This is a genomic window from Sneathiella limimaris, assembly GCF_012932565.1.
GTDB lineage: Bacteria > Pseudomonadota > Alphaproteobacteria > Sneathiellales > Sneathiellaceae > Sneathiella > Sneathiella limimaris.
On sequence record NZ_JABBYJ010000001.1, the window covers coordinates 1,263,625 to 1,276,753 of the forward strand.

Annotated in this window: 10 protein-coding genes; 5 read left to right on the forward strand and 5 right to left on the reverse strand. The window is 48.7% G+C overall.

The window, feature by feature from the left end; translation table 11 throughout:
* Positions 1-7: 7 nt before the first annotated feature.
* The 4 genes from HH301_RS06155 to HH301_RS06170 all read left to right on the forward strand — a co-directional run bounded on the left by HH301_RS06155 (position 8) and on the right by HH301_RS06170 (position 5,687).
* The gene (locus tag HH301_RS06155; RefSeq protein WP_169567630.1) at positions 8-949 is read left to right on the forward strand and encodes an ABC transporter permease; all 942 of its coding nucleotides are present in this window, start codon (positions 8-10) and stop codon (positions 947-949) included.
* Between the two features lie 18 nt (positions 950-967).
* Positions 968-2,242 carry an amidohydrolase family protein gene (locus HH301_RS06160; protein ID WP_169567632.1) on the forward strand — a complete coding sequence of 425 codons (1,275 nt, stop codon included), beginning with the start codon at positions 968-970 and terminating at the stop codon, positions 2,240-2,242.
* A 95-nt stretch (positions 2,243-2,337) separates the two neighbouring features.
* Positions 2,338-3,948: an FAD-binding dehydrogenase gene (locus tag HH301_RS06165; RefSeq protein WP_169567634.1), complete on the forward strand. Its 1,611-nt coding sequence runs from the start codon at positions 2,338-2,340 to the stop codon at positions 3,946-3,948.
* Positions 3,945-5,687, forward strand: a complete 1,743-nt coding sequence (locus tag HH301_RS06170; protein ID WP_169567636.1) for a thiamine pyrophosphate-binding protein — start codon at positions 3,945-3,947, stop codon at positions 5,685-5,687. The genes HH301_RS06165 and HH301_RS06170 overlap by 4 nt, the downstream gene beginning before the upstream one ends.
* Here HH301_RS06170 and HH301_RS06175 read toward each other — a convergent pair.
* From HH301_RS06175 to HH301_RS06190, 4 genes are all read right to left on the reverse strand, one after another.
* Complete coding sequence (locus HH301_RS06175; protein ID WP_169567637.1) at positions 5,684-6,322, reverse strand: YbhB/YbcL family Raf kinase inhibitor-like protein; 639 nt, start codon at positions 6,320-6,322, stop codon at positions 5,684-5,686. The genes HH301_RS06170 and HH301_RS06175 overlap by 4 nt on opposite strands.
* Positions 6,323-6,346: 24 nt before the next feature.
* On the reverse strand, positions 6,347-7,897 hold the full coding sequence (locus tag HH301_RS06180; protein WP_169567639.1) for an acyl-CoA carboxylase subunit beta: 1,551 nt from the start codon (positions 7,895-7,897) through the stop codon (positions 6,347-6,349).
* Between the two features lie 136 nt (positions 7,898-8,033).
* On the reverse strand, positions 8,034-8,414 hold the full coding sequence (gene flaF, locus HH301_RS06185) for a flagellar biosynthesis regulator FlaF (protein WP_169567641.1): 381 nt from the start codon (positions 8,412-8,414) through the stop codon (positions 8,034-8,036).
* Positions 8,415-8,482: 68 nt separating this feature from the next.
* Entirely contained in the window at positions 8,483-9,616 is a 1,134-nt protein-coding gene (locus tag HH301_RS06190) for a flagellin (RefSeq protein WP_169567643.1), read from the reverse strand.
* 336 nt (positions 9,617-9,952) lie between these two features.
* Between HH301_RS06190 and HH301_RS06195 the strand changes: the two genes are divergently transcribed.
* Positions 9,953-11,524 carry a sulfotransferase gene (locus HH301_RS06195; protein WP_169567645.1) on the forward strand — a complete coding sequence of 524 codons (1,572 nt, stop codon included), beginning with the start codon at positions 9,953-9,955 and terminating at the stop codon, positions 11,522-11,524.
* 7 nt (positions 11,525-11,531) lie between these two features.
* On the opposite strand, the gene HH301_RS06200 is transcribed toward HH301_RS06195, so the two are convergent.
* Positions 11,532-13,103 carry a sulfotransferase gene (locus tag HH301_RS06200; RefSeq protein WP_169567647.1) on the reverse strand — a complete coding sequence of 524 codons (1,572 nt, stop codon included), beginning with the start codon at positions 13,101-13,103 and terminating at the stop codon, positions 11,532-11,534.
* Between the last annotated feature and the right edge of the window lie 26 nt (positions 13,104-13,129).

Here is a 13,129-nt window from a genome sequence, read left to right on the forward strand (position 1 = left end):
CGGGACGATGGATTTCTTTGAAATGTTCCTCAATATCGGGTTCTGGGCTGCGACCATTCGGATGGCAACTCCGCTGATTTTTGGCACGCTTGGTGAATTGATTTGCGAGCGGGCTGGTGTCCTTAATCTAGGGATCGAGGGGATTATGACCACCGGCGCCATGGTGGCCTGGATGTGGGTTTATCAAGGTGGTGACTTGTGGTCGGCAGTATTTGTCGCTGCGGCCTTTGGAATGCTGTTTGGATATTTACACAGTATTTTCTCAGTCTATATGGGGTTGTCACAGCATGTGACTGGAATTGGGATTACGCTTCTTTCCACATCACTGAGTTATTATTCCTTCCGATTATTGTTGCCGGGTGTGACCACCCCGCCAAAGATCGTTCCTTTTGAGCTTCTGCCAATTCCGTTTCTCTCAGAAATCCCTGTTATCGGACCTGCTTTTTTCAATCAGTCACCCCTGACCTATCTGGCGTTTATTATGGTCGGTGTTGTGGCTTACGTGCTCTATCGGACACCGGTTGGCCTTGCCGTTCGGATGGTGGGCGAGAACCCCATGGCTGTAGAAGTGCAGGGGATTGATGTTTATCGGGTGAGGACTGGGGCCGTGATGGTTGGAAGTGCCTTTATGGCCGTTGGCGGGGCGTTCCTGACTATATCAGTCTTCGATGCGTTTTATTTCGACATGATCAATGGTCGCGGCTGGATCTGTGTTGCGCTGGTGATCTTTGCCTCATGGCGGCCGGGAAAAGCCTTGCTGGGCGCCGTGCTCTTTGCGGCGTTCGATGCCATTCAGATCCGCGTGCAGCAATCCAGTATCAGCTTTATTCCCTACCAGTTCTTCCTGATGATGCCCTATATCTTCAGTATTCTGGCGCTGGTGATCATGTCCCGTAAAGCAGCATATCCAAAAGCATTGCTGGTCCCGTTTAGGCGGGGGCAGAGATAAAGTTCAGAAAGGGTTTTCATGTTTGATCTGATTGTTCGAAATGCCCGATGCGCCGGGATCAGCAATATCGCGATGGATATTGCTGTCAAGGACGGCAAGATCATGGCCATTGAGCCGTCGGTGGACGCCAAGGCGGCAGAGGAATTTGATGCTGAAGGCTTTCTTGTGTCTTCTCCCTTCGTGGATAGCCATTTTCATATGGACGCCACCCTGACCTATGGTCGCCCGCGGGTGAATGAAAGTGGGACCTTGCTTGAGGGGATTGCCCTTTGGGGGGAGTTGAAACCTCTTCTGGATAAGGCTGAAATTAAATCGCGTGCCCATCGCCTGTGTCGGCTGGCGATTGCACGGGGGAACCTTGCCATTCGCTCCCATGTGGATATCTGTGACCCGGATCTGGTGGCGGTTGAGGCCTTGTTAGAAGTGGTTGATGAGATTGCCCCTTATCTGGATTTGCAGTTGGTGGCCTTCCCGCAGGATGGTTTCTTAAGAGACCCAAACGCGAAAGAGCAGTTGATCCGTGCGCTGGATATGGGTGTTCATGTGGTTGGGGGCATCCCTCATTTTGAACGCAGTATGCAGGATGGCAGCCAGTCGATTGTAGAACTTTGCCGTCTGGCCGCTGATCGCGGTTTGATGGTCGATATGCATTGCGATGAAAGTGACGATCCACTGTCGCGTCATATTGAAATGCTATCCCAGCAAACAGTTCATTTCGGGCTGGAGGGACGTGTTACCGGCTCGCATCTCACGTCCATGCATTCCATGGACAATTATTATGTGTCTAAGCTGATCCCGTTGATGAAAGAAGCAGACATTCAGGTTGTGGCCAATCCGCTCATCAATATTACATTGCAGGGAAGACATGACACCTACCCTAAGCGGCGCGGCATGACGCGGGTTAAAGAACTGGTCGCGGCTGGGCTGAATGTTGCTTTTGGTCATGATTGCGTGATGGATCCCTGGTACTCCCTCGGCTCACATGACATGCTGGAAGTGGCCTCTATGGGCTTGCATGTGGGGCAGATGACCGGTCAGGCCGAGATGCGGGAAATGTTTAACGCAGTCACCATCAACGGTGCGAAAGCATTGGGACTTGATCATTTTGGACTGGAGATAGGGAAATCTGCGGATTTTGTTGTCTTGCAGGCTCGCGATGAGATTGAGGCTCTTAGGCTCTCTCCAACCCGTATTGCCGTGTTTAGACGGGGCAGCAAAATTGCGTCTCAACCAAAGCAGATTTCGACGGTTACCCTGGGCGATGAGGTCAGCGAAGTTGATTATCTGATTTAGAAATATCCGTCACATTCAGACAACAGAAGAATTTACATTTCTGCCAACTGCTCTCATTATGAATTCGGGAGAAAACTAGCAGTCGGGTCGGGGGAATGACTGAACAGATGGATGCCATTGTTGTCGGCGGTGGGATTGCCGGCATCATCACGGCACTGGAACTTGCAGAGAGCAGCTTGAACGTTCTGATCCTGGATCGGGATAAGGCGGATAAGTTTGGCGGTTTAGCCAAGGAAAGCTTTGGGGGCATGTTCTTTGTTGATAGCCCCGAACAGCGCAAAGCTAAGATTGAGGACAGTCCTGAACTTGCGCTTTCAGACTGGAACTCTTTTGCTGAGTTTGGACCTGAGGATCATTGGCCACGAGCTTGGGCAAAAGCCTATGTTGAGCGTAATATTCCCGATATTTATGAGGCTGTAACCGCCCGTGGGATTTCTTATTTTCCGGTCGTAAACTGGGTGGAGCGAGGCATGTACAGGCCTGGTAACTCCATCCCCCGTTTTCATCTTGTCTGGGGTACCGGGTATGAGTTGGCACGGGTCTATATTGACCACCTCAAAAAGCACATCGACGCCGATCGGGTTAAGGTTCTGTTTGGCCACCGGGTCGAAAAGCTGGAGCGTGCTGCGGGTCGAATTAGCGGCGTTTCCGGTCAACGTGAAGTAAGCGGGGAGCCATTTTCATATTCTGCAAATGTGGTCGTGGTTGCCGCTGGCGGGATTAACGGCAGTGATGCGAAAATTCGTCAACACTGGCAAAGTGAGTGGACAGCAGCTCCAGACGTGATCCTGAACGGCTCCCACCAATATGCGGATGGCCGGTTGCATGAGGCAGTTCAAGCGCAGGGCGGTACAGTCACTCATTTAGACAAAATGTGGGATTATGCAGCAGGTGTTCACCATCCCAGACCAAGAAAACCGCGGCATGGGCTTAGTTTGGTTCCGCCCAAGACAGCGCTTTGGCTTGATGCTGGCGGACGACGGTTTGGACCGGAGCCACTTGTTTCAGGTTATGATACATGGGAGCTGGTTCGGCGGGTTTGCGCGCAGGAGCATAAATACTCCTGGGCGATTTTGAACCGAAAAATAGCATTGAAAGAGTTGGCAATTTCAGGCGCAGAATCTAACCCTGCTGTCAGGGATAAGAAGAAAATAAAATTCCTGAATACAATCCTGTTTGGCAATCATGAGCTGGTCAATGACATGGTGGATAACTGTATTGATTTTGTCTCCGCAGGGTCCGTTGACGAATTGGCCACCAAGATGAATGCTCTCGAAAATCCGGTAAAAATAGACCCCGACGTTTTGAGGTCGGAGATAGAGGCCTATGACGCGCAAATCCGGTTGCCAGAGAAGTATCAAAACGATGATCAACTTCGCCGCATCAGCCACCTTCGTCAGTATCGAGGAGACCGGGTGCGGATTTGTAAGAAGCAACCGATTATGGATGAAAAAGCCATGCCGCTGATAGCGATCCGGCAATTTATCATCAGCCGGAAAAGCCTTGGCGGGATCCAGACAAATCTGGAGGGACAGGTCTTGGATAGTGAAGGGTTCCCTATTGAGGGTCTTTATGCGGTTGGAGAGGCGACCGGTTTTGGTGGTGGTGGCATGCATGGCAAACGGGCATTGGAAGGAACGTTTTTGGGAGGATGCGTGCTGACGGCAAGATATGCCGCAGCAGCCATCGCAGGAGAGTTGAGATGAAGAAAACCGGCGCAGAACTGGCTCGCTTTGCCCTGGAACAGGTGGGCGTAACCCACACATTCGGCATTCCAGGCGTCCATAATACGGAACTTTACGATCAACTAAATCTGTCGAGACAAATCACACCGATCCAGGTGACGCATGAGGCGGGTGCCGCCTTTATGGCGGATGCGGTAAGTCGAGTTAGTGATAGTATTGGAACGATTGTTGTTGTGCCAGCCGCTGGATTAACTCACGCCGCCAGTGGGATTGGTGAGGCGTTTCTGGATGGAATTCCCATGCTGGTGATCTGCGGCGGAACCCGAAATGATCTGGAGTTTGAGTTTCAGCTTCATCAGATGGACCAACATCAATTTATGAAAGGTCTGACCAAGGAAACCTTTTTGGTCAAGAGCCATCAAGATGTGATCCCAATGCTGTATGAGGCTTACGGGATTGCAACTTCAGGGGAGCCCGGTCCCGTTTTCGTGGAAATTCCGGTCAACATCCAATTGATGGCAGGGGAAGTCTCTGACATGCCTGCCTATCATCCGCTTGAAAAAGGGAATGTGAAGGCGGATCTTTCAGATGCCTTGAATGAGGCGGCTGAGCTTATCCGAAGCGCAAAGCGGCCTTGTATTTTTGCCGGGTGGGGAAGCCGGGATGCAGCACCCGAACTAACGACTTTGGCCGAAAGGCTGACTGCGCCAGTTGCAACGACGTTGCAAGGGCTGTCTGTCTTTCCCGCAGATCATCCGCTCCATGTGGGGATGGGCATTGGGCCGTCTACTGTTCCCGCAGCCCAGAAAGCATTTGAAGACTGCGATTGCCTGATTGCGATCGGAACCCGGTTCAGTGAAATTCCAACGGGCAGCTTTGGGGCCAAGGTTCCCGAAAATCTGATCCATATTGATATCAATCCAGATGCTTTAGGGGCCAATTATCCGGCAAAGGTTGGCATTGCGGGGGACGCGCAAGCTGTTTTGCAAGGATTGCTTGAAACTCTCGGCAATGATACCGGAACGCGGGATCGGGCAAAGGCAGCTCTGGAAGAGCTTATCTCTACTTCAAAATCGGCTTATCGAGAAGAATGGTATGGCCATGATAGTAAGGGTCGAGTTAATCCGGCCCGGTTTTTTGACGGGCTGGATCGGTCGCTTGGATCCGATGCAATTATTGTCGTGGACGATGGAAATCATACCTTTTTGGCGGCGGAATTATTACCTGTTCATCGGGTAAAAGGCTTTATCTGTCCGTCTGATTTTAACTGCATGGGGTATGCGGCTCCAGCAGCTATCGGTGCTAAGTTGGCCTCCCCAAGTTCTGATGTGGTTGCCGTCATCGGGGACGGGGCGTTTACCATGACCTGTATGGAGATTCTAACCGCAAGCCGGAATAAACTTGGGATTGTCTATTATGTCTTCAATGATGGGGAATTATCGCAAATCGCCCAAGCGCAGGATCTTCCCTATAACCAGAAAACATGCACTGTGATGGGAGAGCTGAACGTAGCGGCAATCGCCGCCGCCACAGGGGCGGAGTATCTTGAAATTCTTTCCAACAAAAATGCGGAAGGTGTCGCGAAGGATGCGCTTTCGGTTGCAAGGGGCGGAAAGCCTGTAATCGTAAATGTACTTATTGATTATTCCAAGAAAACCGCATTTACAAAGGGAACCGTTCAAACCAACTTTAAACGGTTCCCCGTTGGCACAAAGGTCAGGATCTTGGGCCGGTCTCTATACCGGCGACTTGTTCCTTAAGCTTTGACAGCAGGGTTCAGGCTGTAAGTGCCAACAAAGCTGTCCTTGGCAAGGACATGCCCCTCCATAGCCGCAAGAGCCTCAGGTCCACCAAAATTTCCGGAAAGACCAAGCGTTTCCACGTCCAGGGCGTAAACCGTAAAATGATAATGGTGGACGATGCTGTCATTCCAGGGTGGGCAAGGGCCGTCATATCCGCCGTAGGTGCCGCCCATGTCTGCATCTCCTGCAAACCAGTCTGTGTAGTTATTAACCCCTGTAATCCCATAGGCTTGAGGGCCGGGCGTTTTTCCTTTTGCAACGATTTCAGAGCTATCGTCACCTTCCTCGATGGCAGAGATTGAGGGGTCAATATCAACAACAACCCAGTGATAGAAGTCCACCCGTGGTAAATCGGCAGGAACCGTTTTGCCTTCCTGATTTACGTCATCACCGACTGAAGGTACATCTGGATCATGGCAAATGAGGGCAAGGGATTTTGTTCCTTCAGGGGCGCCAGACCATGATATTTTTGGATTAATGTTGGTACTTAATGCGACGTGACCTTCGGCCGCTTGAACACCAAATGCGAAGCGGCCTGGAATTTCCTCTCCATCGTTCCATCCGTCGATTGTGACATTAAGTTGTGCTGTCATGATTAACTCCTCTTATTTCTCTTCTTAGGGACGGTAGCCAAAAGTGACCGGACCTTTTAGGTCTTCGAGTGTTGGGCTGATCCAACTGATCCACTGACAGAGGTGGGGTCTTGTCTCACGGGGATCAATAACCTCATGGACACTAAAGCTTTCTCCCCTGGGCATGGGGGATTGTTTGGCAGCAAGCTCAGCCTCTAATTGCTGACGGTAGGCTTCAGGATCAGCAGCGGCCTCGATCTGCTTTCGAAAAGCAACGGCAACACCGCCTTCTACTGGCAAAGCACCCATTTCCGCACTCGGCCAGGCGAGGACATAGCTGTTGTCACTGAAGTGAGCCGCCGCAGCGACGCCAAAGGCCTTTTTCACAATAACAGTTGCCCAAGGGACGACGGAGCATACTGCTGCAGCGACGGCAGATGTGCCAAAGCGGATAGTTCCGGCCTTTTCGGAATCTGGCCCTATCATGAAGCCCGGCTCATCAACAAAATTCACTATGGGCATGTGAAAGAGATCGCAAAGTTCAATAAAGCGTTTGGTCTTGATTGCGGCATCAGCCCCCATGGCACCTGCATAATAGCGACAGTCGTTGCCGATGATACCGACCGGTTGCCCGTTCAGACGTGCAAAGCCCGTGATTAAGCTTGGGCCATATGATTTATTCATTTCAAAGAAATCGCGGCGATCGACCACAAGCTGGATCAATTTCCGCATATCGAAAGGCTGTCGGCGGTTTTTGGGAACAATGGACAGAAGCTTGTCTTCACACCGATCCACGTTGTCTCCCGGACTGACAACGGGTGGAAGGTCCCACACATTTGTCGGTAGGAAACTGAGGAACGTTTTGACCTGATCAAGGGCGTCTTCTTCGTCTTTGGCAATGTTGGTGGCGACACCATTTTTGCTATGAATTTTGAAGTTTCCAAGGTCTTCCTTGGTGAGGTCTTTGTTCAACGCACGCGAGACAACCGCCGGTCCAGCGATCAAGATTTGAGCCGTTTCCTTGGTCATGACTGAAAAATGTGATGCCGTAAAACGGGCTGCGGGAAAGCCAGCTACAGGTCCAAGGGCCGCGGAAGCAACCGGAGCGACACCTAAAAGTTTTGCGATGGGTTGAAAGCGAGGTCGTTCATAAACAGGATTTCCCACCGGCCCGTTGGATTTACCTCCGGCAACACTACCGCCGCCACCTTCCAATAAGCGAATGAGGGGGCGTTTGTACTGAAGCGCTAGTTCTTCTGCATAAACACTTTTACGAAGGCCTGCTGCGTTGGGTGAGCCGCCTTTGACCGTAAAATCCTCGCCGCCAACAGCAACTGGACGACCTTCGATTGTGCCAAGGCCGGTTACATAGTTGGCAGGTGTGAAATCGAGCAAGGAGCCATCTTCACTCCGCTCTGAGCCACCAGCGATTTTTCCATGCTCGTTGAAGCTGTCTTCATCAAGGAGAAGATCTATTCGTTCACGAACTGTGAGGCGCCCTTTGGCATGCTGAGAAGAAATTGCCTCGTCACCACCCATTTCGAGTGCTTTCTTCTTGAGGGCATTCAGTTCATCAACTTCTTTTTCCCAACTCATGATTTCTCCATAGATCATTTCAGATGGTTTACGGGAGAATCAGATTAAAGGGGATTGGGGGAAGTTTCAAAAAGTTATTGAAAAGGCAAAACCCCGCAAGCGGGGTTTGATTGCAGTTCTGATTTGGTTTCAGAATTTATGTGGCGGGTTGCTCTGACATTTCCCCTGAAGGTTTATTCTGTGGTTTTAAACCTTCCATAATCTGCTTATTTACAGAGATTAAAGGAGCCAGTTCGGCTTCGCCTTTCATGGCTGGAATACTGTACTTATTCACCCAGATCGCTAGGGAAATAAGCTGAGCCCTGAGTTCCAGGGGGAGTTTGTTCTCCTCGGAAGCGAGGTCCACTTGCAATGTGAGCCAGAGTTGCCGGTTGTCGGCGACGGCTTTTACGACTGCAACTGGACCTTCCGCCTCAGCTTTTTCCAAAGCTCGAGTGAAGATTGCGAATGCCCGATATTCCGTCTGTTTCGGGCTTTCGGTGCTCTGATTTGCCTTTTGATATGCTGCTACAGACATTCTTTAGACTCTTACTATCCCTGACATCGTACTTAATTTTCACCGAAAATCGTTACGATTGTCTTACCTTACTGGAATAGAGAGAGGATTGACTGTGGACGCGCGTTGGCAATTGACAGAGACTGAATACCAAGTTGTTCCTTGGTCTGCAGTGCCTGCAGTTCAGCGCTGGCTTCGGCAAGGTTCGCATCGACCAGGATACCCAGGCCTTCCTGAAGCTTATCAACCAGCAACTGGGTGAATTCACTTTGCGTATCCAGACGGTTGGCGGCTGTACCCAAGGTAGTCATAATTTGGCCAACCAGAGTTTCCGCGTTATCCAGAACCGAAATCGGATCACCGGCGATCACACCGGCAGTTGCGCCTGTCAAAGTTGTGGCGACTGTGACAGTTTCACCATGGGCAATTTCAACGACACCATCTTCTTCGATAGTGACGGCAAAGCCTTCCTGGCGCATGACATTGGCCATGATGCCAACCATCTGGTTGTTTGACTGTGTCGCGGTGTCAACTGTCACTGCATGGACATAAATTCCGTTAGCTTCATCGACAGATGATGTAAGAGGGTTACCGTCTTCTGTAATTTCGAAGATGTGAACATCACCACTGGCGAGTGTCAGAGTGATCGTGTCGTCTTCTGAAACAGAGAAGGTGTTGTCCAGTGTTAGGGTAGCGGCCTGACCGGACAGATCGAAGTTTGACAGACCAAGGGATGCAACAGTTGCATCCTGAGCGGCTACTGTTTGTGTAACGCCGCCAAGCGCTGACAAAACTTCAAGGTCGGTGCCAGAACCATCGATCAGGTTAACACCGTTAAAAATTGATGTATTTACGATAGATGTAATTTGCTCAACAAGCGCATCGGCTTCTTCCTGCAAGATCGTAACATCAAGGCCATCATTAAATGCCTGGGTTACTTTTTTATTCAGGTCGATGAGTACTTCAGAAATCTGAAGGGCGCCTGCGTTGGCCATGTTCACTGTTGCCTGACCGAAAGAGAGACCTTCCTGGATCGCTTTCAAAGAACCAACATCGCCGCGCATGCCTTGAGCAATTGTGAACGTGGATGGGTCATCTTTCGCTTCTGCAACTTTAAGTCCGGTTTCAATTTGCCGCTGAACAGTATTCAACGAGTTCTGTGTTAATGACAATGTGCGCAGTGCAGCCATTGCCGTAACGTTAGTATTTACTGAAAAAGCCATTTTCTTTCTCCTGTAGCAATTTCAAATAGCAATCATTTGATCGCAAACTCACTCGGGCCTTGATTTGCAACAGGTGTGCCAGTTTTATAAATAATTGATTTTGTTGATATATTAGAGATTTGATAAAAAATTTGCGGAGAATTTGCTAAGGAAAAACGGAACTTAACTAGGAAAAAACTGCTTAGCTCGGAATCAATTGCCTGCAGGGCGAGTATCTGATGCGCATATGACTCTAATGAGTTGAGTTCTGGAAAAATGATTATTGATTGAGGATCTGTTAACCATAAAGTTGGATACTGAGACTAGATACAGTTGAGACATCCAAGAGGCGCGGACGTGAGTAGAGCATTAAAGAGAAAACAGGCCCTAAAACAAAAGAAAGAGGCAAAGAAACTTGTGCTGTCTCCAGCCTCCACAGGTTTGTCAAACGAGCAGCTTATTCAGTTGAAGAAGATCATGACGCTCGCTGATACCGCGTTTGCAGAGGGGCGTTATCCAGAAGCGGAGAAATGTTGTAAGCTGGCATTAGGGATGTATCCTAAATATGCAGATCCTTATCACTTGCTTGGTGGTATTGCATTGCAGATGGATAAATATGCAGAAGCCGTCGCTTTGTTTGAGCAGGCACTCAAGATTGCTCCTAATGCACCTATTTCCCTGAACAACTACGGAATTGCCCTCAAATTTTTAAATCGGCATGAAGAAGCTTTGGTTGCATTGAATAAGAGCCTGAAGCTGAAACCGAATTATCATGAAGCCCTAAATAATAAAGGCAGTGTTCTGAGTGTCTTGGGTCAGATGGATAAGTCAATGCCGTTTTTTGAAAAATCGGCCAAGGTCAATCCTCTTTTTGGAAAGGCCTACTATAACATTGCGACGGGGCATAAATTCAAAGAAGGGGATCATTTTTCCCAAATACTCCAGGCCGGCGAATCCAATCTGGAGAAGATGACTGAAACAGATCAAATGAACATGCATTTTGCCTTGGGTAAATATTATGAAGATCTGAAAGATTATAAGAAAGGGTTTTCGCATTATTTGAATGCCAACAGTTTGAAACGGAAAACGCTGGATTATTCTGTGGAAACGGCTGAAAATATGATGCTGAAAATGGAGCAGGTGTTTTCAGAGGAAAGCGATTGGCCTCAAAGGACAGATGTTGGATCTCAGTCCGATGTTCCAATTTTTGTGCTTGGGATGCCACGTTCCGGGACAACCTTGACAGAACAAATTCTAGCAAGTCATCCGGAAGTATTCGGTGCCGGTGAGTTGAAATTGTTGAATGTCGCTGCGAATGGATTGGCAGTAAATAACGAGGGCTTCTTTCCGACAGCAGAAGGCGTATTGGAGAAATTTGAGAAAGACATTCGCCGGAGAGGTGATTTATTTGTCTCTGAATTGAGAAAATATGATCCTAAGGCTGCTCACATTACGGATAAAATGCCGCAGAATTTTCGCTACCTGGGTCTAATTCATGTTCTGATGCCCAAGGCAAAGATTATCCATTGTCGCCGGAATCCAGTCGATACGTGCCTGTCCAACTTCAGGATCCTTTTTGGCGAAAAAATGGAATACACCTATGACCTGAGAGATATTGGACGGTACTATCTGGCGTACGATCGGCTAATGAAACATTGGGAAAAAGTGCTTCCAGGCAGGTTTTTGACGGTTCAGTACGAAGATGTCGTCGCTGATTTAGAAGGGCAAGCCAGAAAAATCATTGATTATTGCGGATTGGATTGGGATGACGCCTGTTTATCATTCCACAAGACGAAGCGAAGTGTTCACACAGCGAGTACAACACAGGTGCGCCAACCAATCTACAACAGTTCGGTTGGTCGCTATGAGCGGTATGGAGATTTGCTGAAACCGCTCCTGGACACATTGGCGCCGGTGTTGGAGGCTTAAGACATAATCATCTGGATTGATTGAGAATAGCAGTTAGAGGCTGTAATTCTTCTTCATAAGTTCGCCATGCTTCTACAGAAGATTTATAGATCGGTTGACGAACCTGGTCAGTGCTGGCTGTCCTGACAGCTCGTTTTGTCTTGTAAAACTGTAGGCAATTGTCGTCCCAATCTAACTCGCAATAATCAAGGAGTTTTCGGGTCTCACTCTCTTGGTCGGCAATCATCTCTTCATATGTGACCTCATAAAGGTCATCCCCCAAGAGAGATTTCCAGTACTCCATATGATTGAGGTACAGATTGTAAAACCTGCCAAGCTCTTCCAAATCATAGGCAAATTTCTGGTCCCCGACGAAGAATTTCTTGTATATGGAAAGACAAGTGTCTTCCGGGGTTCTTTTGCAATGAATAATCTTCGCGTTGGGAAGTATTAATTTAATAAGGCCGGTGTAGATGAAGTTTCTGGGCATCTTGTCGATTATAAAAGATGCCTTACTCCCCAACTTATTTAATTGTTGGATATAGTCTGAACCCAGCTCCTTGAGGAATTCCTCTGATGCGTTCGCAAATGCTTCTGAGAAACTTCGCTCTCCCTTCTGTCGGATGAGGTAGAAGTACGTCTTTTCAAGATTGTAAAGCTCTCCGGCACCGTAAACGGCACGGTGTGATGCCAGAATTTGTTCGACAAGGGACGTCCCGGACCTTGGCATCCCGAGTACAAAAATGGGGCGGTTATCTTGAACCCCTGAGTTTTTGTGTGCCTTGAAAAAATCTGGTGAAATTGTATTCCGGATCTCTTCGAATTCTGCTGCGGTTTCCTCGATGTCATAGGAATAGGTTGCTCTATGCGCCTGATTTGCTTGCAGATAGACGCTGAAGGACTTTTTGTTTTGTTTAAGGTCCTCCAAGGCTTTTGCGTAAGCAAATAACACGTTTGCCTTGTCTTCACCGGTGAAGCTTTCTGTTTCTGCCAATGTCTTTAGAAGTAAAAAGTCTTCATCTTCCTCTACAAATTTTTTTGCTTCTGCCATGTTTCTGGCGGACTTGGTGTAGCCAGGCTGCTGCTTGAGAACTTCCCGATAAAACTGGATCGCTGTTTCATTCTCACCTTTTTCGTAGAACGCGTTTCCAAGGTTATGCCGGGCAGGGTAGAAAGTTGGATCTGTTTTAAGTGCTTTTTTGAGAACCGATATTGAAGAGGGGATATTTCCCATCGCCAGCAAGATTCCGCCTAAGTTATTCATGGCCGACGCATATTTGGGTTCTATTTTGATGGCCTTGCGAAATGCCTTTTCGGCCTGTTTTGCCTCTCCAATTTCACGCAAAGCACTTCCAAGGTTATTGTAAAACATGGCCTTTTTCGGCCCTATTTCCAACGCCTTCTGAATGAGCTCAATCGCAATCCGGTGTTTCCCACGTTGATGATAAAGCGTTCCGAGGAGGTTATAGGGATCAGGGTTTTTGGGAAACTGGGTAATCAGTTGGCGGTAAATAGCCTCAGCTTGGTCCCATTGACCCTGCTGGTGCAATTGCACAGCCTGCTTTAGAGCATTATTAATTATGGATTGTTGAGCAATCACCGATCATCCCCAGAAAGACACAAGAA

Excerpts from the sequence above, each read along its gene's own strand:
- HH301_RS06175 (WP_169567637.1), bottom strand. The coding sequence starts at position 6,322 with ATGACAGCACAACTTAATGTCACAATCGACGGATGGAACGATGGAGAG.
- HH301_RS06190 (WP_169567643.1), bottom strand. The coding sequence starts at position 9,616 with ATGGCTTTTTCAGTAAATACTAACGTTACGGCAATGGCTGCACTGCGC.
- HH301_RS06160 (WP_169567632.1), top strand. The coding sequence starts at position 968 with ATGTTTGATCTGATTGTTCGAAATGCCCGATGCGCCGGGATCAGCAAT.
- HH301_RS06155 (WP_169567630.1), top strand. The coding sequence starts at position 8 with ATGGATTTCTTTGAAATGTTCCTCAATATCGGGTTCTGGGCTGCGACC.
- flaF (WP_169567641.1), bottom strand. The coding sequence starts at position 8,414 with ATGTCTGTAGCAGCATATCAAAAGGCAAATCAGAGCACCGAAAGCCCG.
- HH301_RS06170 (WP_169567636.1), top strand. The coding sequence starts at position 3,945 with ATGAAGAAAACCGGCGCAGAACTGGCTCGCTTTGCCCTGGAACAGGTG.
- HH301_RS06165 (WP_169567634.1), top strand. The coding sequence starts at position 2,338 with ATGACTGAACAGATGGATGCCATTGTTGTCGGCGGTGGGATTGCCGGC.
- HH301_RS06180 (WP_169567639.1), bottom strand. The coding sequence starts at position 7,897 with ATGAGTTGGGAAAAAGAAGTTGATGAACTGAATGCCCTCAAGAAGAAA.